Source organism: Caldicellulosiruptor bescii DSM 6725 (genome assembly GCF_000022325.1).
Taxonomy (GTDB): Bacteria; Bacillota; Thermoanaerobacteria; order Caldicellulosiruptorales; family Caldicellulosiruptoraceae; genus Caldicellulosiruptor; species Caldicellulosiruptor bescii.
The window spans coordinates 222,443-246,080 of the sequence record NC_012034.1; the positions used below are offsets into that span (position 1 = coordinate 222,443).

General features: G+C 35.0%; 19 protein-coding genes and 1 pseudogene. 14 read left to right on the forward strand and 6 right to left on the reverse strand.

Annotated features, from left to right (window positions below; genetic code table 11):
- Positions 1–12: 12 nt before the first annotated feature.
- The 11 genes and pseudogenes from ATHE_RS00885 to ATHE_RS00930 all read left to right on the forward strand — a co-directional run bounded on the left by ATHE_RS00885 (position 13) and on the right by ATHE_RS00930 (position 17,644).
- Entirely contained in the window at positions 13–1,032 is a 1,020-nt protein-coding gene (locus ATHE_RS00885) for a carbohydrate ABC transporter permease (RefSeq protein WP_015906805.1), read from the forward strand.
- A gap of 74 nt (positions 1,033–1,106) precedes the next feature.
- Complete coding sequence (locus tag ATHE_RS00890; RefSeq protein WP_013431280.1) at positions 1,107–2,894, forward strand: ABC transporter substrate-binding protein; 1,788 nt, start codon at positions 1,107–1,109, stop codon at positions 2,892–2,894.
- A 105-nt stretch (positions 2,895–2,999) separates the two neighbouring features.
- Entirely contained in the window at positions 3,000–7,016 is a 4,017-nt protein-coding gene (locus ATHE_RS00895; protein ID WP_015906806.1) for a family 43 glycosylhydrolase, read from the forward strand.
- A 16-nt stretch (positions 7,017–7,032) separates the two neighbouring features.
- Positions 7,033–9,126 (forward strand): endo-1,4-beta-xylanase, encoded by a 2,094-nt coding sequence (locus tag ATHE_RS00900; protein WP_015906807.1) that lies wholly within the window; start codon positions 7,033–7,035, stop codon positions 9,124–9,126.
- 42 nt (positions 9,127–9,168) lie between these two features.
- The gene (locus tag ATHE_RS00905; protein WP_015906808.1) at positions 9,169–10,674 is read left to right on the forward strand and encodes a GH39 family glycosyl hydrolase; all 1,506 of its coding nucleotides are present in this window, start codon (positions 9,169–9,171) and stop codon (positions 10,672–10,674) included.
- A 19-nt stretch (positions 10,675–10,693) separates the two neighbouring features.
- On the forward strand, positions 10,694–11,707 hold the full coding sequence (locus tag ATHE_RS00910; RefSeq protein WP_015906809.1) for an endo-1,4-beta-xylanase: 1,014 nt from the start codon (positions 10,694–10,696) through the stop codon (positions 11,705–11,707).
- Positions 11,708–11,754: 47 nt separating this feature from the next.
- Positions 11,755–12,552, forward strand: coding sequence for an alpha/beta hydrolase (locus tag ATHE_RS00915; protein WP_015906810.1), 798 nt, complete (start codon positions 11,755–11,757; stop codon positions 12,550–12,552).
- Between the two features lie 89 nt (positions 12,553–12,641).
- Positions 12,642–13,808, forward strand: coding sequence for a GH39 family glycosyl hydrolase (locus ATHE_RS00920; RefSeq protein ID WP_015906811.1), 1,167 nt, complete (start codon positions 12,642–12,644; stop codon positions 13,806–13,808).
- 131 nt (positions 13,809–13,939) lie between these two features.
- The gene (locus tag ATHE_RS00925; protein ID WP_015906731.1) at positions 13,940–15,379 is read left to right on the forward strand and encodes an ISLre2-like element ISCbe4 family transposase; all 1,440 of its coding nucleotides are present in this window, start codon (positions 13,940–13,942) and stop codon (positions 15,377–15,379) included.
- A 48-nt stretch (positions 15,380–15,427) separates the two neighbouring features.
- A pseudogene (locus ATHE_RS14175) lies at positions 15,428–15,709 on the forward strand (GH39 family glycosyl hydrolase); the annotation flags it as partial.
- Between the two features lie 186 nt (positions 15,710–15,895).
- Positions 15,896–17,644 carry a peptidoglycan DD-metalloendopeptidase family protein gene (locus ATHE_RS00930; protein ID WP_015906812.1) on the forward strand — a complete coding sequence of 583 codons (1,749 nt, stop codon included), beginning with the start codon at positions 15,896–15,898 and terminating at the stop codon, positions 17,642–17,644.
- Positions 17,645–17,717: 73 nt separating this feature from the next.
- On the opposite strand, the gene queC is transcribed toward ATHE_RS00930, so the two are convergent.
- The 3 genes from queC to ATHE_RS00945 are packed head-to-tail and all read right to left on the reverse strand — an operon-like array spanning position 17,718 to position 19,199.
- Entirely contained in the window at positions 17,718–18,383 is a 666-nt protein-coding gene (gene queC / locus ATHE_RS00935) for a 7-cyano-7-deazaguanine synthase QueC (RefSeq protein WP_015906813.1), read from the reverse strand.
- A gap of 12 nt (positions 18,384–18,395) precedes the next feature.
- Complete coding sequence (locus ATHE_RS00940) at positions 18,396–18,773, reverse strand: RidA family protein (protein ID WP_015906814.1); 378 nt, start codon at positions 18,771–18,773, stop codon at positions 18,396–18,398.
- Positions 18,774–18,797: 24 nt separating this feature from the next.
- Positions 18,798–19,199 carry a zinc ribbon domain-containing protein gene (locus tag ATHE_RS00945; protein WP_015906815.1) on the reverse strand — a complete coding sequence of 134 codons (402 nt, stop codon included), beginning with the start codon at positions 19,197–19,199 and terminating at the stop codon, positions 18,798–18,800.
- Between the two features lie 141 nt (positions 19,200–19,340).
- Between ATHE_RS00945 and ATHE_RS00950 the strand changes: the two genes are divergently transcribed.
- The gene (locus ATHE_RS00950) at positions 19,341–19,535 is read left to right on the forward strand and encodes a MoaD/ThiS family protein (protein ID WP_015906816.1); all 195 of its coding nucleotides are present in this window, start codon (positions 19,341–19,343) and stop codon (positions 19,533–19,535) included.
- A gap of 27 nt (positions 19,536–19,562) precedes the next feature.
- Positions 19,563–20,468 (forward strand): TIGR00269 family protein, encoded by a 906-nt coding sequence (locus tag ATHE_RS00955; protein WP_015906817.1) that lies wholly within the window; start codon positions 19,563–19,565, stop codon positions 20,466–20,468.
- 69 nt (positions 20,469–20,537) lie between these two features.
- Here the strand turns inward: ATHE_RS00955 and queE are convergent, their stop codons facing one another.
- From queE to ATHE_RS00970, 3 genes are all read right to left on the reverse strand, one after another.
- Positions 20,538–21,182: a putative 7-carboxy-7-deazaguanine synthase QueE gene (gene queE, locus ATHE_RS00960; RefSeq protein ID WP_041727300.1), complete on the reverse strand. Its 645-nt coding sequence runs from the start codon at positions 21,180–21,182 to the stop codon at positions 20,538–20,540.
- Positions 21,183–21,270: 88 nt separating this feature from the next.
- Complete coding sequence (locus ATHE_RS00965; RefSeq protein WP_015906819.1) at positions 21,271–21,681, reverse strand: PIN domain-containing protein; 411 nt, start codon at positions 21,679–21,681, stop codon at positions 21,271–21,273.
- Complete coding sequence (locus ATHE_RS00970; protein ID WP_015906820.1) at positions 21,678–21,947, reverse strand: AbrB/MazE/SpoVT family DNA-binding domain-containing protein; 270 nt, start codon at positions 21,945–21,947, stop codon at positions 21,678–21,680. The genes ATHE_RS00965 and ATHE_RS00970 overlap by 4 nt, the downstream gene beginning before the upstream one ends.
- 432 nt (positions 21,948–22,379) lie before the next feature.
- On the opposite strand from ATHE_RS00970, the gene ATHE_RS00975 reads away from it, so the two are divergent.
- Positions 22,380–23,630 (forward strand): 2-hydroxyacyl-CoA dehydratase subunit D, encoded by a 1,251-nt coding sequence (locus ATHE_RS00975; RefSeq protein ID WP_015906821.1) that lies wholly within the window; start codon positions 22,380–22,382, stop codon positions 23,628–23,630.
- Positions 23,631–23,638: the final 8 nt, after the last annotated feature.

The following is a 23,638-nucleotide window of genomic DNA, read 5'->3' on the forward strand; positions in this document are numbered from 1 at the left end:
AGGCGAGATTAAATGAAAGTTGCAAGAGCAATTAAGCTCAACTATACCTTTGAAAAGTTTAGAATTACAGATGTTTCAAAGCTAGTATTCAAAAAAAATCTATTTATAGTTTTAAAGAAGCTATTTCTGTACACATTCATAATATGCATGAGCTACATACTATTGTATCCAATACTATTTCTAATAAGTAATGCACTAAGGGCAAAAGAGGATTTGTTTGACCCGAGCGTTATATGGATACCGAAGCATATAACTTTTAAAAACTTTGAATATGCCAATATGCTTTTATCATACCCATTGGCAATAAAAAATACGTTAATTATCCTAATTCCATCGGTTATTATTCAGACATTCATATGCATGATGGTCGGGTATGGTTTTGCTAGGTTTAGATTTGCAGAAAGAGAGTTATTATTCGGGATATTGCTTTTTACAATTATTGTTCCAATGCAAACAATAATAGTCCCACTTTATATGAAATTTAGATATTTTGATTTTCTTTACATTGGCAAACTTATAGGAATTTTTACTGGAAAACCAATGACAATAAATTTGCTTGATACACCTTGGCCATTTTATATACTGAATTTTTTCGGGATGGGAATAAGGTCAAGTTTGTACATCTTTGTTTTCAGGCAATTCTTTAGAAATATGCCAGTTGAATTGGAGGAAGCAGCAAAGATTGACGGATGCGGACCATTTTCAACATTTTTGAGAATAATGGTTCCTAACGCGACAGGAGCAATAATAACAATTTTGCTCTTTACAATAGTATGGCACTGGAACGACTATTATGTTTCGGCTATGTTCTGTAATGAGAATTTGCCTGTATCAGTAATGTTAACCGCACTCAACAACAGGATGAGCATGATTCAGGATGCATATGGTTTTTCATCAGATGATATTTACCTGATTGGTTCTAATGTACTTGAAGCAGGGTGTTTGATGGTAATTTTACCACTGATTATTGTGTATATCATTGGACAGAGATATTTTACTGAAAGTATTGAACGTACAGGTATAGTTGGTTAAAAAATTGGGCTTTAATCCCCATAAAAACAGTAGGGGATTAAAAATAAAAAACATGAATGAGGAGGTTTGAGATTATGGTAAGACCAAAGATTGTTAAAAGAATTATTTCGGTTTTAGTAGCTATTTGTATGCTTGCTTCAGTTGCTTTGATTGTGGGCAAGTCTCCACAAAGAGTGCAAGCGTCATCAAAACTTGGTGACATTTCATTCTTAAGACCTGGTTTTTCTAAAGAGAGTTTAAAAAGTACTGACATTTTCAACAAAGCAGTTGCAAAGGCAATTGAAGACTATCAGAAAAAATATGGTGGAAAAGTAAACATAGTATATTCTGACTGGAACAACTGGCAAACAAAGATAATTGCAAGGATGGCTGCAGGTGATCCAATCGATGTTATTTTTGGAGGAACCGGGACATTTCCGGCATTTTACAACAGAGGGCTTGTACAACCACTTGATAAGTATGTTGATTTGAAAGCTCCATATATAAACAAAAGAGCAATGGACTATGCATTCAAGTACAATGGTCACTACTATTTAGCAAGCCAGAAAGGTTCGAATGTTCCATGGCTGGTTATATATAACAAAGACTTAATGTTAGAAGAAGGTATTGATGAAGAAGAAATGCCGCTTGCTCTTTACAAGAAGGGAAGATGGAACTGGGATACATTTGCCGCACTTGCTAAGAAGCTGACAGCTGATACAAATAAAGATGGAAAGATTGATAGGTATGGTGTAAACTTCTGGGCAGCAACAGCTATTGTATACGCAAACGGCACACAGTTTGTTAAGGTTGATTCATCTGGTAAAGGCAAGGTAAACTTTGATAATCCAGCGCTTCAGAGAGCATTGAACTTCTACAAAAAGGGTGCAAAAGAAGGCTGGCTTGCTAGAGACTGGGATATAACAGTTTCTGGTTTGAAGAAGAGACAAACTGTAATGCTTGTTGCACCACAATATAAATTTGATCAGGACAAGAGAGAGGTTGAAGATGAGCTTGAAGCTGCTCCATTGCCACTTGGACCAGACAACAAGTCAGGGCTTTATCCATTCGATGCAGACGGGTATGGCATTATGAAGGGTTCAAAGAATCCAGTTGGTGCTGGAAAGTTTATTAACCTGTTATTAGAAAGCGTCCAAAAGAATCATGATGATGTCAATGCAAAAAATAGACCAAAATACTTAGTAGATTTTGTTAATAAGCTTGCAGAAAAATCTTTCTATCCAGGCTTAGGAGAGTCAATGCTTGGTATGCCACACTGGGATATATTCGGAAGAGTTGACAGTTCTGACTCTGTTGCAGCTGCATTGTCAAGTTTGAGACCTCAAGTTGAAAAGAACGTCAAAGAAGCTTCAGCTGGTGCTATTAATGCAGTTTACAAACCATTCAAGCCATTTACAATTAACTTTGAGGATGGAAAATTAGATACATTCAAAGTTTTAGATACATCAAAGAAGACAGTTAAACTTTCAATTGCTTCAGGTAAAGAAGCTATAAAAGGAAAATCCTTGAAGGTAACTTGGGACCAAGGAAAAGACGGTGGCGAGATTTATGTAGTAACAGCACCAGAAAAGGTTAAGATATACGGGTGGCATGACTATACTGTAAGCTTTGATGTCAAAGTCTTGAAAGCACCAAAAGCTGGCAAGACGACAGTTGTATGTTCAATCCTCAATGATACAAAACCAAATGCAACATCTTATGGCAGCATTACAAAGACAATTGATAAAGGTCAGACTGTCTACCATGTAGAAGGTAATATTACAAATATTCCAGATAACTCTGACAAGATGTGCTTGAGAATTGGCGTTCAAGAAGGAGTAGACTTTGTAATTGATAATATTAAGGTTGTAGAACTTGAATAATTATAAAATGTGACACTTATTACAGGGCATACTCATAAAATAAGAGTATGCCCTGTAATAACAAATATTTCTAGTGTATTTAAAGTAGTGAAGGTAGTGAATCATATGAAGATTTTGAGGATGTTTAAAAATTTAATTATAGAAACAATCATTTTGAGTATGATACTATGGTTGTTTTTTAGTCATAACGCAAGCTTTATTTCTGCCGTAGGAGGAGAAGCATTGAGAGGGGGAACAGCTGCAACAAATCCGATAATTCTTGCTGATATTCCTGATCCTGACATTGTTAGAGTTGGAAAAGACTATTACATGGTCAGCACCACAATGCATATGACACCAGGTGTTCCAATTATGCATTCAACAGATCTTGTGAACTGGAGGATAATTGGCTATGTTTATGACAGGTTAGAAGAAAATGATGCACATAATTTAAAAAATGGTCAAAACGTTTACGGAAAAGGGCAATGGGCACCTTGTATAAGATACCATAAAGGTAAATTTTATGTAATATTTGCTTCATTAGATTCTGGCAAGACTTACTTGTTTAGCTCAGCGAAAATTACGGGACCATGGGAGAGGGTGGAATTTCACGAATATCTCCATGATCCAACCCTTTTATTTGATGATGATGGGAAAGTCTACATTATATACGGTAATAAAGAAATAAGAATTAGAGAATTAACTCCAGATTTAAAAGCTTTTAATCCACTGGGACTGAACAAGGTAATTATTAAATCTAAAATTGAAGGACTTGAGGAAGGTTCACATGCTTACAAAATAAACGGTAGGTACTACATAACAACAATTCGGTGGGAAAAAGGAAAAATAAGAGAAGAATGTATATACAGATCAGATAGAATTGATGGGCCATATGAAGGGAAAGTTGTACTCAGTGATACCATGGGATACAAGAATAACGGTGTTGCACAGGGAGGACTTATCGATACACCGGATGGAAAATGGTTTTCAATGCTTTTTCAAGACCATGACGCAGTTGGGCGTGTTCCAGTTCTTGTGCCTGTCAGGTGGAAAAATGGATGGCCAGTCTTTGGAGATGAAAATGGTAAAGTTCCGATAAGATTTGTAAAGCCGGGCAGGAGCAGTTTTGAAACTGAAATTGTGAAAAGCGATGAGTTTTACCAAGAAAAAATAGAAACAAATTTCAGAAGATTTGAAGTTGAGAGAAATTTGGAAATTACAGCACAAGAAGAGCTTGCAGTAAACGGCGATTTTAAAAGGGGGAAAGTTGGCTGGAAAGGCAAAGATGGTTCAAAGGTGGAAGTTGTGAAAGAAGAAAACAGAAATGTTCTTCATGTCTATTCTATTTCAGACCAAGGTACAGGAGTGCAACAAAACTTTACTGGTAAAATTATGAAAGGAAAAAAATATAAATCTGTTTTTAGAGTTAAATACACAAAAGGTGCTGAAACTGTAGAATTTGTCTTATGTGCAAGACTGTCAAATGGAAATAATGTGATTTCCAAAGAGCTTGTAAAGGGATTGGCGCAAAAAAATGAATGGACAACAATATCTAGTATATTTGAGATTGACCAGAATTTTGATACAATATCATTATTAGTAAAAGTTTTATCTATTGGAAATAAACAGGAGAAAGTAACCGAATTTTATGTGGACTTTTTCTCTGTAAAAGAGGTGCTTTTTACAAGTAAAGAACCAGAACAAGTAGCACCAAATGGTTCGGTATTAAACTTGACGTGGCAATGGAATCATAACCCTGATAACACAAAGTGGTCTTTGCTTGAAAGAAAAGGCTTTCTTAGATTAAGAACTTGTGATGTGGTAAATGATATACAGCAGGCAAGAAATACGTTGACTCAGCGAACTATAGGTCCAAAATGTTCAGGATGGATACTTATGGATGTAAGTAAGATGAATGATGGGGATGTTGCTGGACTTGCTGCATTTCAAAAAGAGTATGGGTTTATCGGTGTTTCAAAGCAGAGAAACAAATATTATATAATAATGGTTGATAAAGGGAAAGAAGTTGCAAGAGAAAATTTACAGCAAATGATGGTGTATTTAAAGATTGATTTTGATTTTGAAGTTGATAAAGCATATTTCTACTACAGCTATGATGGAATTAATTGGACGAAATGTGGTTCTGAACTTGAAATGAAGTATACCTTGCCCCAGCATTTTATGGGATACAGATTTGCAATATTCAATTTTGCGACAAAAAAGCCAGGCGGTTATGTTGATATAGATTTCTTTAAATTTGAGAATAAACTAACTGGCATAAAAACAGAAAATTATTTGAAGGCATATTTTGATAAAACTGAAATTTTACTTGATAACTCTACTGATAAAAAATATCAAGTTTCTATTTGCGTAAATTCTCTTCCTAAGAATGAAAAAATAGAACAAGTTGAACTTTTGTTGAACCATCCTGAATGGATTGATGTTGCTGGCATAAAAAAAGAAAATAAGCTGCTTGAAAATGCAATTGTAAAAGTAATTAAAAGAGAAGCAAATCAGACAACAATTTCAATTTCTAACATAAAAAAAGAGCTTATAGACAAAGATAATAAATGGCAGAGAATAGTAAATATTCAACTAAAACAAAAAATAAAACTATCAGAGTCAAATAAAGGTGAAATATCAATTAAATCATTTGTTTTACAAACAGAGAAAGAAAAAATTAGTTATGGGAGTGACGCTGCAGTGACAAAGGTAGAATACACTGCACCTAAAGTACCAATAGGTAAAATTCCACCTAATGCAAATCCTCTAATTTCACACAAGTTTGGTGCTGACCCCGCTGTTCTTGTTTACAATGATAGGGTATATGTTTATCTTACAAACGACATTTTAGAGTATGACGCAGACGGAAATATTGTGGACAATACCTATAGTAAGATAAATAAAATTACTGTTATTTCTTCTGAAGACCTTGTCAATTGGACAGACCATGGAGAGATTGAAGTTGCAGGACCAAATGGAGTTGCAAAATGGGCAACTCAGTCATGGGCTCCAAGCATTGCTTACAAAAAAATAAATGGCAAAGATAAATTCTTCCTGTACTTTGCAAATAACGCAAGCGGTATAGGTGTTTTGACAAGCGACAGTCCAATAGGTCCATGGGTGGATCCTCTTGGAAGACCATTAATTTCAAGGTCTACACCGGGAGTAGAAGGCGTTGTTTGGCTATTTGACCCTGCAGTCTTGGTAGATGATGATGGAAAGGCATACATTTACTTTGGCGGTGGAGTTCCGCAAGGACAAGACCAAATGCCAAATACTGCACGTGTTATGCAACTGGGTGATGATATGATAAGTGTTGTAGGAAGTGCAAAAACCATTCATGCACCATTTATGTTTGAAGATTCTGGTATTAACAAGATAAATGGAATTTACTGTTATTCCTACTGCACAAACTTTTATGGTGGATCAAGACCACAGGGAAGTCCACCTGCTGGTGTAATAGCTTACATGATTAGTAAAAATCCTATGGGGCCATGGGAATACAGAGGAGTTATACTCAACAATCCTGGATATTTCTTTGGAGTTGGTGGCAATAATCATCACCAGATTTTTATGTTTAAAGGTAAATGGTATATTACATATCATGCGCAAACTCTTGCAAAAGATATGGGTGCAGCTAAAGGATACAGGTCACCGCATATAAACGAGGTTGTTATTGAGGGTGATAAGATCAGAGAGGTTGTTGCGGATTATAAAGGTGTCAATCAAGTAAAGCTGTTTGATCCGTATAGACTGGTTGAAGCTGAGACATTTGCATGGTGTGCAGGTGTGTCCACAAAGAAAGCAGATGCAAGTAACAACATGTGTCTTACTGATATTAATGATGGTGATTGGATAGCTCTTTCAAAAGTAGATTTTGGGAATGCTGGAGCAAAAAAGTTTGAAGCGATTGTGAATAATGTAAATGGTGAAAGCTTAATAGAGATAAAGCTTGATTCTTTAGATGGGAGAACCATTGCAGTTGTGGAAGTCAAACATCAGCAAGAATTTTTATCCAAGTGGACAAAGGTAGAAACAAAGGTTGAAAAAGTAACAGGAGTGCATGATTTGTATTTTGTTTTCAGAGGTAAAAAACAAAATAAATTGTTTGATATGGACTATTGGAGATTTATGAAATGAAAGGAGTAACTGGGAGATGAAAAAAAGGAAATTCAAAATATTATATTTATTTTTAATTATAGTACTTTCTGTATCATTTATTATATCAATAGTTTTTCCATCATTTTTTAAGGCGGCACAGACAACCTCAACAAACATAAACTTTGAAGGAAGAGACAAGTTAACATTTTTTGCATATGGCAAAGCAAAAATAACAATAGACCAAAACATAGCACAAGAAGGAAAAAAGAGTATAAAAGTTACAGACAGGAAAAGTGTATGGGATAGCTTTGGGATAGATGTAAAAGATGTTTTACAAAGAGGAAAAACATGGGTGGTATCAGCCTATGTAAAACATAAGGGGAAGAAGCCGATAGAATTTTCAATAACAGCTATTTATAATGACGGCAGGGGGTTAAAGTACCTTCAGCTTGGTGAGAAAATTGTCATACCAAACAAATGGGACAAAATTGTTGCTAAGTGGAAACCAACGTTAAAAAACCCGATGGACTTGATTATTGCAATTCATCCAACAGTTGATAAAACAACTGCATATAATGTGGACAATATTCAAATAATGACAGAAGAAGTTTATCAATCACAAGCTGTTGTTTTTAAAGATACATTTGAATCAAATTTGACAAACTGGCAGCCAAGAGGTGATACTGTAAAACTAAAAATAGATAATACAAAATCGCATAATGGAAATAAGAGTCTTTATGTATCAGGTCGTTCGGCATTCTGGCATGGAGTTCAAATTCCTGTGACAAAATATCTTGTTGCTGGGAAGGTATACAAATTTAGCGTATGGCTGTATCATCAATCAATTGACAAGCAAGGTTTTGGTCTTACCATTCAAAGAAAGATGGCAAACGATGAACAATATAAATATGATTGGATAACTGGAAGCCAGATTGAAGGTGATGGCTGGGTTGAGATAAGTGGTAATTATTATGTACCAAAGGATGGCAAAATAGAAGAACTTGTATTTTGTGTTTCTTCGTGGAACCCAACATTAGCATTTTGGGTAGATGATGTTACAATATCTGATCCGTTTAAGTTACAGGGACCTAATTATAATTTGCCGTCTTTAAAAGAGAAATATAAAGAAGATTTTAAAGTTGGTGTAGCTATTGGATATGGTGAACTTATTAGTGATATAGACACACAATTTATCAAAAAACATTTTAACAGTATAACACCAGGCAACGAGATGAAACCCGAAAGTGTGCTAAAAGGACCAAACAACTATGACTTTACAATAGCGGATGCATTTGTGGATTTTGCAACAAAAAATAAAATGGGTATACGCGGACATACTCTTGTCTGGCACAACCAGACACCTGATTGGTTCTTCAAAGATGAGAATGGCAATTTTTTAAAGAAGGATGAACTTTTGAAAAGGTTAAAAAATCATATATACACAGTTGTTAGCCGGTATAAAGGCAAAATATATGCTTGGGATGTTGTCAATGAAGCTATTGATGAAACACAACCTGATGGTTACAGAAGGTCAAACTGGTACAATATTTGTGGACCCGAATATATAGAAAAAGCGTTTATTTGGGCACATGAGGCAGATCCACAAGCAAAGTTATTTTACAATGATTACAATACCGAAATTCCACAAAAGAGAATGTTTATATATAACATGATTAAAAATTTGAAAGCAAAAGGTGTTCCAATACATGGTATAGGTCTTCAATGTCACATAAATATTGACAATCCTTCTGTTGAAGATATAGAGGAGACGATAAAACTATTTAGCACAATTCCAGGGCTTGAGATTCAAATTACTGAGCTTGACATGAGCTTTTATCAATGGGGTTCTTCTGTTTATTACGCAGAGCCATCAAGAGAAATGTTATTAAAACAGGCAAAGAAATACTATGAGTTATTTAACCTATTTAAGAAGTACAAAAATGTCATAAAAAGCGTTACATTCTGGGGGCTTAAGGATGACAACTCTTGGCTGAGAGGAGTTTTTAACAAACCAGATTTTCCGCTTTTATTTGATGAGCATTATGATGGCAAACCTGCTTTCTGGGCGTTGATAGACTATTCAATATTACCACAAAATGCCAATTTGCCTACACCACCTGCTATTCCAAAAGTAAAGGCTAAAAAATAATATTTTATCGTTTAACATTACATGATATTGGGGGAATAGATAATGACATATGTAAAAATTGAACGAGGAAAAATATTTGGTGTATTTCCAGATAATTGGAAATTTTGTGTTGGTAGCGGTCGTATAGGGCTTGCGCTTCAAAAGGAGTATATGGAAGCATTAGAATATGTAAAAAAGCATATTGATTTTAAATATTTAAGAGCTCATGGTTTGCTTCATGACGATGTTGGAATCTACCGCGAAGATAGTGTTGGGGATATGAAGCAGCCGTTTTACAATTTTACTTATATTGATAAGATATATGATTCATTTTTGGAGCTTGGAATACGGCCTTTTGTTGAGATAGGATTTATGCCGTCAAAACTTGCATCTGGAACACAAACAGTATTTTACTGGAGGGGTAATGTTACCCCTCCCAGTGATTATGGAAAGTGGGAGAAGCTAATTAAAGCAGTTGTTAAACACTTCATAGACAGATATGGCGAAAAAGAGGTTGAAAACTGGCCGTTTGAAATATGGAACGAACCAAATTTAAATGTATTTTGGAAAGATGCTGATCAAAATGAATATTTTAAGCTATATGAAGTGACAGCAAAGGCTATAAAAGATGTAAATGAGAATATAAAGGTTGGTGGGCCTGCAATATGTGGCGGGGCAGACCACTGGATAGACGATTTTTTGAATTTTTGTTATAAAAATAATGTTTCTGTTGATTTTGTTACACGACATGCGTATACAGCAAAACCCCCTACTTATACACCACATTTTGTTTATCACGATTTACATCCAATTGATTACATGTTAAACGAATTTAAAATGGTACGAGAGCAGGTAAAAAATTCACCGTTTCCAAATTTGCCGATACATATTACTGAATACAACAGTTCATACCATCCGCTTTGCCCTGTTCACGACACGCCGTTTAATGCGGCATACCTTGCAAGGATATTAAGCGAAGGAGGAGATTATGTAGATTCGTTTTCTTATTGGACATTCAGTGATGTATTTGAAGAAGCAGATGTACCAAGGTCTCTGTTTCATGGTGGGTTTGGCCTTGTAGCTTTCAATAATATTCCAAAACCTGTGTTTCACATGTTTACATTTTTCAATGCAATGGGAAGAGATATTTTGTATAGAGATGACCATATCTTGGTAACAAAAAGAGCAGATGGTTCAGTTGCGATTGTGGCATGGAATGAAGTTATAAGTAAAGAACAAGAGATTGAAAGAGAATACAAGCTGGAAATTCCTATTGACTTTGAGGATATTTTTGTAAAGCAAAAATTAATTGACGAAGAACATGCAAATCCATGGCGTGTATGGATTGAGATGGGAAGACCAAGGTATCCGTCAAAGGAACAGATAAAAACTTTGAAGGAAATTGCAAAACCGTATGTTAGCACTTGCAGAATGAGAGCAAGAGAGGGTTATGTAACACTTAATATCAAGTTAGGTAAGAATGCAGTTGTGCTTTATGAGCTCAATAAAGTTAATGACGAGACGCATACATATATAGGGCTTGATGATAGTAAAATTCCAGGTTATTGAAAAAGGAGGATATTGTATAATGAGCGAAGATTATTATGAAAAGTCTACTGTATCACTTACGGAAAAATATAAAGAGTTCTTTAAAATTGGTGCAGCTGTTACAGTGAAAGATTTTGAAGGAATACACGGAAGAATTCTTACAAAGCATTTTAACAGTTTAACACCTGAGAATGATATGAAATTTGAAAGAATTCATCCGAAAGAAGATTTTTACAACTTTGAAGCTACTGATAAGATTAAAGATTTTGCACTTAAACATAATATGCAACTGAGAGGACATACACTTGTATGGCACAACCAAACACCTGAATGGGTTTTTCGTGACAATGACAAAGAAGCACCAAAAGAGCTTGTAATAGAAAGACTGAGGGAACACATAAAGACAATTTGCACAAGATACCGCGATGTGGTTTATTCGTGGGATGTTGTGAATGAAGCTGTTGAGGATAAAACAGATGTTCTGCTCAGAGATTCAAAGTGGAGAAGAATCATAGGTGATGATTATATTAAGATTGCCTTTGAAATAGCTAAAAAGTATACAGGAAATGGGAAACTATTTTATAACGACTATAACAATGAAATGCCATACAAGTTAGAAAAGACATACAAGGTCTTAAAAAGTCTTTTAGAAGAAGGAACTCCGATTGATGGTGTTGGCATACAAGCACACTGGAATATTTGGGATAAGAATTTAATAGACAACCTTAAGAGAGCTATTGAAACATATGCATCCTTGGGGCTTGAAATACAAATAACAGAGCTTGATATATCAGTATTTGAATTTGAAGACAGAAGAACTGACCTATTAGAGCCCACTGAAGAGATGGTGGAGTTGCAAGCTAAGGTTTATGAGGATGTGTTTAGAGTATTTAGGGAGTATAGAGATGTTATAACGTCAGTTACATTATGGGGGATTAGCGATAGACATACATGGAAAGACAATTTTCCGGTAATAGGCAGAAAAGACTGGCCATTGCTGTTTGACATTGATGGAAAGCCAAAAAAGGCATTTTTCAGAATAATTGACTTTTGAATTAATGAACTTAAAAAAAATAATGCTCAAAAAGGAGATAGATTTAAATGGCTATAATGGAAATAAATTTTTATTCAAAGAGGCTCAAACGAAGCACAACCCTCATGGCAGTTTTGCCAGTTGATAGGTTTGATAGGAGTTTTTCGAAAAAAAGTGATGTTGACAGTTTGAAAGTACTTTATTTGTTGCATGGATATGCGGGCAATCACATGGATTGGTTGTATGGAGCTCAGATTGTAGAATTGTCTTTAAAATATAATGTAGCGATATTTATGCCTTGTGGAGAAAATAGTTTCTATTTGGATGATGAGGATAGGGAAGCATACTATAGTGAGTATATAGGAAATGAACTTATCGAGTTTACAAGAAATGTATTTCCAATACCTGAAGATAGAGAAAAAACGTTTATTGGTGGACTTTCTATGGGTGGCTACGGCGCGTTGAGAAATGGCTTAAAATATCACAAGATATTTGGTGGGATAATTGCGCTTTCCTCAGCTTTAATAATCCATAAAATAGCTGGAATAACACCAGATTTTAAGGATGGTATTGCAAGCTACAAATATTACAGACATGTATTTGGCGACCTGTCCTCTTTGATTGGCAGTGACAAAGATATAAATGCTCTTGCCAAAAAGCTGAAAAAAGAGGGTGTAGACATTCCCAAAATTTATATGGCATGTGGCAAAGATGATTTCCTTGTTCATGAGAACAGAGAATTGTACAATTTCCTAAAAAAAGAAGAGCTAAATGTAACGTATGAAGAAGATGAAGGTACTCATGATTGGCAGTTCTGGAACAGGTATATTTTTAAGGCTTTTGAATGGGTAGAAAAAGTCTTTTAAAATAGCTTTTTTAGGGGAAGAGAGATTTTTACGCCTCCTCTCTTTCCTTTTTTTAAAAAATTTAGTATATGAAAGGAGAGCAAACACACATGAAAATAAATATTTATCCAGAAATTAAGTTAGGCAAGATAAATAAATTCTGGACAAAGTGTGTAGGCAGCTGTCATGCAGCAACTGCCCTGAGGGAGGATTGGAGAAAGCAGCTGAAAAAGTGTAGGCAAGAACTTGGGTTTAAATATGTCAGATTTCATGGCTGGCTTAACGATGATATGAGTGTTTGCTTCAGAAATGATGAGGGCAAACTTTGGTTTTCATTTTTCAACATTGATTCTATTATTGACTTTTTATTGGATATTGGAATGAAACCTTTTATAGAATTGAGCTTTATGCCTGAAGCTTTAGCATCTGGTACAAAGACAGTTTTTCATTATAAGGGCAATATAACTCCGCCAAAATCCTATGAAGAGTGGGGACAACTTGTTAAAGAACTTACAAGACATCTTGTAAAAAGATATGGTAAAAATGAGGTAAGAGAGTGGTTTTTTGAGGTATGGAACGAACCGAATTTGAAGGACTTTTTCTGGGCAGGGACAATGGAGGAGTATTTTGAGCTTTATAAGCATGCAGCGTTTGCAATCAAGATAGTTGACTCTGAACTGAAAGTAGGAGGACCTGCATCAGCAGTAGATGCGTGGATTTTGGAGCTGAAAGAGTATTGTCAGAAAAATGGAGTACCAATAGATTTTATAACAACACACCAGTATCCAACAGATTTAGCGTTTAGCACAAGTTCTAATATGGAAGAAGCCATGGCAAAAGCAAAAAGAGGTGAGCTTGCTGAAAGAGTAAAAAAGGCTTTGAGTGAAGCAGAACCTTTGCCTTTGTATTATACTGAGTGGAATAACTCGCCGAGTCCGCGAGACCCGTACCACGATATTCCATATGATGCAGCATTTATTGTGAAGACTATAATAGACATTATTGATTTGCCGCTTGGTTGTTACTCATACTGGACATTCACAGATATATTTGAAGAGTGTGGGCTAAGTTCATTGCCTTTCCATGGAGGGTTTGGACTTTTAAATATTCACGGTATACCAAAGCCGTCATATAGAGCATTTCAAATATTGAATAAATTAGATGGAGAAAAGGTAGAACTTAAAGTTGAAGAAAAAAGTCCAACTGTAGACTGCATAGCAGCTATAAATGGCAATGAATTAGTTCTTGTTATTTCAAACCATAATGTTCCGCCTTAGTGTAAAATATTTATAGGACATTGGATGGAAAAAAGCTCCCTCCTCTTGGTAGAAGAGAAAAAATGAAGTAGAATATAATGATGAAAAAATAAAAAAAGAAAAAGGAAAAACAAACCAAAGGAGGGAGCAAAATGACTGAAAATATTGTATCAAAAATAGAAGAACTTTTAAAGACTTTTGAGGAAGGATTAGAGAAGATAGTGAAAAGGGAGAAGGATTTAGCGGAATATTCAATTGAACTTAAGAAGCAGTTAGACCTGATAGGCAAGGAGATGATAAAGGAAGCATGTGAACTTATAGATGAATCATTGAAAGAAAACGAAGAGAGGAAGAAGAGGTATGAAGTTGTGAGGAGAGACAAGAGGGGTTTAAAGACAATATTTGGTGATATTGAATATGAGAGAACATATTACAAAGATAAGGAAGGCAAAGGATATGTTTATTTAGTTGATATAGTTTTAGGGATAGAGAGATATCAAAGGATAGACAATGCGGTAAAGGGAGCGATAATAGAGAGAGTAGTAGACATGTCATATGAGAAGGCAGCAAAGGAAGTATTAGGGGAGGATAGGATTAGTAGACAAAGTGTAATGAATATTTTGAAAGGGATAGATAGTAAAGAATTAGATGAAATCCAGCATAGCAAGAGTGTAAAAGGAGAGAAGAAAGTTGTAAAAGAGCTTTATATCGAGGCGGATGAAGACCATATTTCATTACAGAATGGGAAGAAAGAGATAGCGAAGCTTGCTTACATAAATACGGGATATAAGGAAGAGAAGGGCGTTGTTATTAGGAAGGAATTAAAGGATTTGCATTATTTTAGCAGTGTAAAAGAGGATGCAGATGATTTTTGGGCAAAAGTGGGTAAGTATATTGAAGAGAATTTTGAAGTTGAGAAGATAGAAAACATATATCTTTTAGGAGATGGAGCTAATTGGATAAAGAAGGGATTAGAGTGGATAGATGGAGCGGAATTTGTATTAGATAAGTTTCACTTAACGAAGGAGATAATGAAAATAGCAGGAGGGGATAGAAAATTATTTAATGAGATTTTGAAAGCATTAAGAGAGAAGGATAGAGAGGGATTTGAGGCATTAGTAAAAGAAAAGATGGAGGAGGTAAAAGAAGATGAGTTAGCTAAGAGGAGGATAAAGAAGGGAAGGAGATACATACTTTCGCACTGGGATAATATAGTATTAGAAGCAGCGAATGTTAATATAAAGGGATGTAGTGCAGAAGGGCATGTAAGTCATGTATTAGCAGAGAGGATGAGTTCAAGACCAAGAGGATGGAGCGAAGATATAGCGGAGACCATGGTAAAGTTATTGAGTTTAAAATATAATGGTTTTGAACTTATGAATGTATATTTAGAGAAGATAAAAGCCAAGAAGTCAGAAAGGCAAGAAGTTAAAGAAATAGCAAAAGGAATTATAAAGAACGGGAAAAGAGTACGAAAAGGTACGGAAAAGTGGAATAATATACCAGTTATAGCAAATGGTAAAGTTAACCAGTTACGAAGAGCATTAAAGTCTTTGATTAGTTGTAGCTTCTATAATGCAGGTATATTCTGATAAAAATTTTTTCCTACAAACTCTTGACACTATCATGTTCCGCTATCCCCTATAAACAGTGAAAAAATAACTGTTACAATAAATGGTATTAGAGAATGCAAAGAAATTTATGCAGAGAGGATAGATGAATACAATGCAAATCCCAAAAGAAAGTGGGTTGAAATGGGCTGTCCAGAATATCTGAATAATGAACAAATTGAAGAGCTGATTAAATCATCAAAAATGAAGAAAGAAGAGATATTATGGAGAGCAAAAGGCGAGAATCAAGTTGCCTTTGAGATAAATATTTTACCCCATTCAGTTATAGGAGTTTCTATAAAAATAGTATAGAAAAGCAGTTTCAAAAGTAATAGTTATTATGTGATTTAAGTCAGTTTTCAACTAATTTTTGGTTTTGACATCTCAAACAATGTCAATTAAAATAAAAGTATAGTATTTTGCATATTCAACATAGTATAAATTATATAGAAGGGTAATTTAAATACCCTTTTATTTTTTGTAGCAGGGGGTGTTCTTGTGGCAAAGAACCATACAAAATCTAAAACATCTGCCACAGCCACCGTTTTGGACCAGAAAAAAGCAAAGTTTGTCTCAAAAGATACAAGGGACAATGAATTCAAACCTGATTTAAAAGAGCTTTCAATAAAGAGTGAAAAACCTATTGTGCTGGCAGATGCAGAAAAAGAAAAGAGAAAATCAAAAGATAAAAAAACAATTGAGAGGGAGAATAATAGTTATTTACATAGATTTTGGAGAACTATATCTTCCAAAGTAAAACCAGCGATAATTAAGAAAATCCGCGTTTTCAAAAATAAACCAGAAAGCGTTGTTTTTTCTCACAAGCATTTTAAAAAAGATCCTCTAAAACGCTTATTTGAGGAGATATTAAGGATAATTATTGGTCTGAGGTTCATTGGCAATATAAGAAATTCAAAGGAAGGTATGCTAAAGCTAAAGATATCTGCAACGTTAGCATTTATGATTTTTATGATTTTTGCCATACATAAAATTCCAACAACATACCAGAAGGCTTATGCAGTTTTACTCAATGGAAGCGTTGTAGGATACGTAAAGGACAAAACAGAGGCTCAAAAACTTTTCAGTAATTTGAAAGAAGAAATTTCAAGCAAGCACAGAACAGATGAATTTGTTTTTCAGAACAAACCTCAGCTGAAGGAAATTCCGCCTGGTCAGTACAAAAGTACAAGTTTAGATAGTCTTAAAAACACCATAATAGAAAAAGGGGTTGTGCTTTTAAAAAGGTATGCGCTTTTTGTGAACACAAAAGCTTACATGGTATTTGAAAATCCTCAGATACCACATAAAGTTTTGCTTAAACTAAAAAGCGTTTATTACAAAAATGAAGCTCAATCTGCAAGATTTTTAGAAAAGGTTGAGATAAAGCCTGTGTATGTAAAACCAAGTGTGTCAGTTGCAACTGAAGATCAGGCGCTGACTAAAATAATGTTTGGAAAAGATGAGGTAATAGAGTATACTATCAAAGAAGGAGATACGCTGTGGGATTTAGCCAGAAAATATGATATCTCTGTGGATGATATATTTGCCTCGAACCCGGGCCTTACTGAAAAGATAATGCCTGGGCAGAAGATAAAACTTTCCAAGATGACACCGCTTATTAACGTTGTGCTTGAAAAAGAAGTGGAGTTTGAGGATGTATTGCCCAAGCAAGTAAAAGTTATAAAATCTGAAAACTATTATACAACACAGACTATTGTAAAGCAGGAAGGGAAAGATGGAAGGGCAAAGATAAAAGCTAAGATTGTATACATGAACGGTCTTGAGTATGACAGAAAGATACTTTTCCAGCAAATTTTGCAAAGACCAGTTGACAGGGTTGTAGTTGTTGGAACAAAAAAACCTCCGAGATATTTTGCAACAGGAAGATTTTCGTATCCCGTATGGGGGCTACTTACATCGCGATTTGGATACAGAGGGAGAGAATTTCATGAAGGGATAGACCTTGCTGTTCCGTGGGGTTCAAACGTGTATGCAGCTGACGGTGGCGTTGTTGAGTTTGCCGGGTGGTCAGGTGGTTATGGCAAGCTCATTATTATAAATCACCAGAACGGCTACAAAACTTACTATGGTCATCTTAGCAGGTTTTTGGTAAGCCCAGGACAGAAGGTTGCAAAGGGGCAGCTTATTGCCAAAAGCGGGTCAACCGGTAGAAGTACAGGTCCTCATCTTCATTTTGAGGTGAGGAAAAATGGCGTACCACAAAATCCGCTTGTGTATCTGCACTAATAAAGGAATTTCAAGTACAAGCATAAAAAAGGCTGGTTGAGCTTCAAAAAAGCGACAAACCAGCCTTTTGTTTTTACCAGTCAATTTCAATTTCATATTCAATTGGGTCTTTCACGCCCACTTTTTTAAAAGCTTCAATTCGCTCCGTGCATGTTCCGCACCTGCCACAGGCTTTTTGCCCTCCTTTGTAACATGACCAGGTTAAACTGTAATTTACTCCAAGTTCAAGACCTCTTCTGAGTATGTCTTCTTTTTTCATATCAACATAAGGTGCTTCAAGCTCAAGACCTATATAGTCAGCAAGATATAGTGCATTTTTCATTGCCTCAACAAACTCTTTTCTACAGTCTGGATATATGGGATGGTCACCTGCGTGTGCGCCATAAAACAGCTTTTTTGCCCCAAGCGATATAGCATATGCTGCAGAAATAGAAAGCAAAACCATGTTCCTGTTTGGAACAACTGTCTGTTTCATGGTGCTGTCGGTGTAATATCCTTCTGGTACGTTCCAGTCAGGCGTTGTGAGTGCAGATGGTGCAAGCTCTGCAAAAAATGAGATATCAACAATCTTGTAAGGGATGGATAAAAGGCTGCATGTCTTTTTTGCAAACTCAAGCTCTTTTGAATGTTTTTGTCCGTACAAAAAACTTATTGCAAAAACTTCATAACCCTGACTTTTAACATCATAAAGAAGTGTTGTTGAGTCCATACCGCCAGATAACACCACAACTGCTCTCATTTTTAAAGTTTTTCACTCCTTTGCAGCAATAACATCAACTTCTATAAGAGCACCTGGCAAAAGCTTTGCCTCAATGGTTGTTCTTGCAGGGAAATTCTGCGTAAAGATTGTGGAGTAAACTTCATTAAACTTTGCAAAATCCTCAAGTGAGGACAAATATACATTTACTTTGACAACATCTTCAAAAGAAAATCCAGCATCTTTCAAAATAGCTTCAATGTTCTTGAAGACAAGCTGTGTTTGAACTTTTATATCGTCACCTTCTATTTTCCCAGACATTGGGTTTATGGCAAGCTGTCCTGAGACAAAAAGAAGATTTCCAACCTGCACAGCATGCGAATACGGTCCAACTGGTTTTGGAGCATCATTTGAAACTATACATTTTTTCATTTTAATATCACTCTCCTTGAAAGTTTATTCAAGCTTTCTACCGCAATAAGGACAGTACAAAAAAGTCTTTGAAACTCTTCTTTGACAATTTGGACAAAAATCAGACCTTTCATCATCAAAACCATATTCGTTTTCGAATTTTCTAAAGAGCTCAACATCAGCAAGGGTAATTGGAGTATCAATTCCACGTTCAAGGTCTTTAGCAAGTTGCTGATTTGTAATAATATAAATTCGATTGCAACAGCTTGTTTGCAAAAAATATCTGACATTCCATCTAAAAAGTGGAATAAAGAAAAAATGAAAATAGCTATAAACTTTTAGCAAAGTATAATTTCCCTTTCTTGAACAAAAAGGACAAATTGTTACATCTATTTGCCGTATAGCTTTTGCTTTCTCTTCAATGCCAAATATACCTATAAAAAACATCGTAAGTTAATCCTGCTCCTCAAAAATCATTGTTCTTTTTGTATTTTATCATTTTAGGTTTTGATTTTAAAGATTTGTGATATAATTTTATTGCAGCTTGTAAAGCGCACATTAAGATGTGTGAGGAGGGTGAATGCAGAGGTGAAAATAATATTTGTGGGTAAAAATAAAGAGGTTGAGGTAAAAGGACCAAAGACAGTTATAAATCTTGCTAAAGAACTTAATATAACTTTAGAGGCAAACGTGTTCATCAGAAATGGTGAGATAGTTGCACCTGATGATATTTTAAATGATGAAGACACAATTGAGATTATTTCAGCTGTTTCAGGTGGTTAGAAGTTTTGAAAGGAGCTGAAAAAGGCTTTGAAGTGTGTGAGATGTAAAGGAAAGGGCATAATTTATCTCAAACGCCACAATGCAGCTTTTTGTCAGGATTGTTTTTTATATTACTACAAAAATCAGGTAAAGAAAAATATAAAAAGGCACAAGATGTTTGACAAAAAAGATAAGATTTTGGTGGTAATCTCCGGTGGGAAAGACAGCATGGCTCTGTGGCACATATTGGCAAGCGAAGGGTACAATGTCACAGGGATGTATATAAACCTTGGAATTGGCCATTATTCTGACAAATCACAGCAGGTTGTGGAAAGCTTTGCGCAAAAAAACGGTCTTGAGCTTATTGTAAAAGATATTAAAAAAGAGTATGGGCTTGACATATACAAACTTTCAAAGCTTCTAAAAAGAAGCACATGTTCCATTTGCGGTTCAATAAAAAGATACCTCTTTAACAAAGTAGCATATGATGGCGGGTTTTCAGCTGTTGCAACAGGACACAACCTTGACGATGAAGCAGCAACGCTTTTGGGAAATGTACTTTCGTGGGAAGAGGGATATCTCGCAAGACAATCGCCTGTGCTTGAATCCACCCATCCAAAGCTTGTAAAAAAAGTAAAGCCGCTTTATACTCTCACTGAGCGTGAGAATCTGTTTTATGTTTTAATCAACAAGATAGAATTTTTGCACGATGAATGTCCGCATGCCATTGGTGCACGGTCAATTCTGTACAAAGAGGTTTTGAACAGGCTTGAGGAAGAAAGTCCAGGGACAAAACAGCGTTTTATCACAAGCTTTTTGGAAAAGGGCAGAAGACATTTTCAGGATGTTTATGAAAAGGTTGAACTGAAAGAGTGCATTAGCTGCGGTCAGGTTACAACAACAGAAATTTGCTCATTTTGCAGATTTGTTCAGATTTTAAAGCAGGATGCATAAAATAAAACGGGTTGCCAAAACCGAGAAATTACAACGCGTATAAAAACCTCTTGGCAACCCTTTTAGTTTTTACACGCCTCTGGTATTCTCTGACCAAATTATTTTGTGAAGTTGAATCTGCACTCTTGTATCAAAAAGCTTGTTTTCAATAAGAAATTTTACAATTTCAGCTGGTTTTATCATTCCAAAAACAGGGCTGAAAAAGATATTGCACCTTGGTTTGAATGTCTTTATAATTCTTTCCGCAGTTTTTAAATCTTCATATGTGCCAACAACAAACTTGAGCACATCTTTTTGACCTAACAAAGAGATGTTGTCAACAATCATCCTGTCTTCCATACCGCTTGATGGGCACTTGTAGTCCATGGTGATTATGGCATCTCTCGGTACATGCTTTATGCTTACGGATCCATTTGTTTCGATGTTGACCTCAAATCCTTCGTAAATGAGTCTGTCAATCAATATATAGATGTGCGGTTGAATAAGAGGCTCTCCACCTGTGAGAGTAACTCTTTTGATCCCGGTAGATAGAATAAAGTCCAAAAGAGCGTCGATACCAATTTGCTCATATTGAGGATTCTCATTTGCATACTTTGTGTCGCACCAAGAGCAGCTGAGATTGCATCCTGCAAACCGCACAAATACTGCAGGATATCCACTTCTTATACCTTCTCCTTCAATGCTCACAAACTTTTCGACTACATTGAATTTAATAGGATTTTCGCTTTTAATGTATAAATCTGACAATTGATATCTTCACCCTTTTTTACTAAAATTTAGTATAAAATTATTGTATTAAAACTTAGGATAATTCAAGAATTTCTACATCAAGTCTTGAAAAGTGCTTTTTATCAAAAGTAAATATCTTATTATTTCCTAATTTAACCATATGATGAAAAAGGTATGCATCAATAAAATCAACGTTGTATTCTTTGTAACTTTTGAGTGCAAACAGAATAACGTCTCCTTCTTCTACTTCAACACCATCAGCACATATAAAAGCACTCAGGATATCAGCTATTTGGTTCTTTGGTATCTTATAAAACCATTCTAAAGTCCATACAACTTCTGCAATTGTAATAGGTGCAACAAGTAATTTTAATTTCCCCTGTTCTGCTTCAAGCATAATTTTTTGAGCTTTTTTAAATAATTCATGGTGGTCTTGCAAAAGATATCTTAAAATGACATTTGCATCAATCCAAACTTTTTTCATTCTAGCTTCTCCTTTACTCTTTTGCTTACCCAAATTTCTTTTGTAATATTTGCTTCATGTTCCAGATCTGTAAACTCAATTGATGATTTCAAAGTCCCTCCAAGCTCTGATAGTTTCTTTTTCTTTATTACTTCAATTATAACCTTGCCATCATCCTGCACGGTAAAAAGTACACTATCACCTATCTCCCCACCAATAATTTTCCTTATCTCAGCTGGCAGTTGTAGCTGACCTTTTCCAGTAATCTTTGATCTTGCTTGTATCATGAAAACACCTCTAAGATAAATTGTTCTTACCTTTATTATAATCAATGATATTTAAAATTTCAATGACTAATTAGATGAATCAGTAAAATGTTATTATAAATACTTTTTTGATTCTTTCAAGTATATTAAATCTAAAAACTCACAAACTACTCATTCTTGTTGCGATTAATGGCTCAAAAAAATCCATTCTTACTGTTTTAGAAGGTTCTCAAGATCTCCCAATACAACATAAAAAAGAAAAGACTAACAAACAGACTCAAGAATACACCTAAGCTCAACTGATATGACTTTTGATCAAAATGATAATTTATGCAATTAAACTTCTAAAACTTTGCATGTTTATAAGCAATAAAAAGTCCTGTAAATATGCTTGACTTAAAGACCTAATAGAATTATAAAAAATATAAATCCTTTTGCATGTGGATGATTCAAATGAATTATATGGAACTTTACAGCAAATTATTAAATAAGCTAATTCAAAACAACAAAAACGGATATTGGCTTTTGAAAAGTGGGATATTGATTGGGAAAAACTATGTTAAGTATTTTCCAGACAAAAGACTTCCAAGGTCGTTTCAGTATCTGCACAAAATAGTCTTTGATTGGACTTACAAAGGAATTGCAAGTAAAAGTAGTGTATGGGTAAATCTATTTGCTCCAAGTGAAATTTTACTTGCTTTTGGCTTCAATCCCATCTTTGTTGAGGCAATTTCTGCGTTTTTATCAGGACTTGATGTGGAAGACGAGCTCATCTTGAAAGCAGAAAGCCAGGGAATAAGCGAAAGCTTTTGTACTTTTCACAAAGCTTTTTTAGGTGCTGCAATTTCAAATCTTTTAAAAAAGCCGAAATTCTTGGTTGCAACTTCAAATATCTGCGATGCCAACCTAAATACATTTAGATTTTTGTCTGAGACTTTAAAACTGCCATTTTTCTTTTTAGATGTTCCCTCTGAAGATTCCAAAGAGGCAATGCAGTATTTAAAAGCACAGCTGAGCAGTATTATAAACTCCATAGAAAAGCTGACAGGTCGAAAACGTAATCTTGACTATTTAGCTAAGATTATAAAAAAAGAAAATGCGACAAGAAAACTTATAAAGGAAAGCTTACAGCTGAGATCAACAAAAAACATTAAAACCACACTTACATTTGAGATGTTTATGCTCTATCCTTCGCATGTGTTCTGTGGCACTGACCCGGCTTTGAGGTTTTATCAGATGTTTGTTGATGACCTGAAAAACTCAGAAGAAAGAGGCGGTAAAAGTATTTTCTTTATACACACACTTCCTATATTTGAAGAAAATTTTAAAGAGTATTTCAATTTCAGTAGCAGAATAAATGTCCTTGGGATGGACCTAAATTTCGACTTTTTAGATGAAATAAACGAACAAGATCCAATAGAAGCAATTTGCGAAAAACTTCTGAAAAATCCATACAATGGTGATTTTAAAAGAAGATTTGAGCACATCAAAACATTAATAGAAATTTTAAAGCCAGATGGAGTTTTGCAGATATGCCAGATGGGATGCAAACAGTCCATAGGATGCTCAATGCTTTTAAAATCGAACATTGAAACTCTGGGTATTCCATTTACCACTATAGATGTAGATTGCGTTAACAAGAAGAACAATGGCAAAGAACAAATAAGAACTCGGCTTGAAGCATTTTTAGAAAGAGTCAAATGAGGAGAGTG

Excerpts from the sequence above, each read along its gene's own strand:
- ATHE_RS00890 (WP_013431280.1), top strand. The coding sequence starts at position 1,107 with ATGGTAAGACCAAAGATTGTTAAAAGAATTATTTCGGTTTTAGTAGCT.
- ATHE_RS00965 (WP_015906819.1), bottom strand. The coding sequence starts at position 21,681 with ATGAAAAAAGTTTGGATTGATGCAAATGTCATTTTAAGATATCTTTTG.
- ATHE_RS00910 (WP_015906809.1), top strand. The coding sequence starts at position 10,694 with ATGAGCGAAGATTATTATGAAAAGTCTACTGTATCACTTACGGAAAAA.
- queC (WP_015906813.1), bottom strand. The coding sequence starts at position 18,383 with ATGAGAGCAGTTGTGGTGTTATCTGGCGGTATGGACTCAACAACACTT.
- ATHE_RS00925 (WP_015906731.1), top strand. The coding sequence starts at position 13,940 with ATGACTGAAAATATTGTATCAAAAATAGAAGAACTTTTAAAGACTTTT.
- ATHE_RS00900 (WP_015906807.1), top strand. The coding sequence starts at position 7,033 with ATGAAAAAAAGGAAATTCAAAATATTATATTTATTTTTAATTATAGTA.
- ATHE_RS00915 (WP_015906810.1), top strand. The coding sequence starts at position 11,755 with ATGGCTATAATGGAAATAAATTTTTATTCAAAGAGGCTCAAACGAAGC.
- ATHE_RS00905 (WP_015906808.1), top strand. The coding sequence starts at position 9,169 with ATGACATATGTAAAAATTGAACGAGGAAAAATATTTGGTGTATTTCCA.
- ATHE_RS00895 (WP_015906806.1), top strand. The coding sequence starts at position 3,000 with ATGAAGATTTTGAGGATGTTTAAAAATTTAATTATAGAAACAATCATT.
- ATHE_RS00970 (WP_015906820.1), bottom strand. The coding sequence starts at position 21,947 with ATGATACAAGCAAGATCAAAGATTACTGGAAAAGGTCAGCTACAACTG.
- ATHE_RS00975 (WP_015906821.1), top strand. The coding sequence starts at position 22,380 with ATGAATTATATGGAACTTTACAGCAAATTATTAAATAAGCTAATTCAA.
- ATHE_RS00920 (WP_015906811.1), top strand. The coding sequence starts at position 12,642 with ATGAAAATAAATATTTATCCAGAAATTAAGTTAGGCAAGATAAATAAA.
- ATHE_RS00945 (WP_015906815.1), bottom strand. The coding sequence starts at position 19,199 with ATGTTTTTTATAGGTATATTTGGCATTGAAGAGAAAGCAAAAGCTATA.
- ATHE_RS00885 (WP_015906805.1), top strand. The coding sequence starts at position 13 with ATGAAAGTTGCAAGAGCAATTAAGCTCAACTATACCTTTGAAAAGTTT.
- ATHE_RS00940 (WP_015906814.1), bottom strand. The coding sequence starts at position 18,773 with ATGAAAAAATGTATAGTTTCAAATGATGCTCCAAAACCAGTTGGACCG.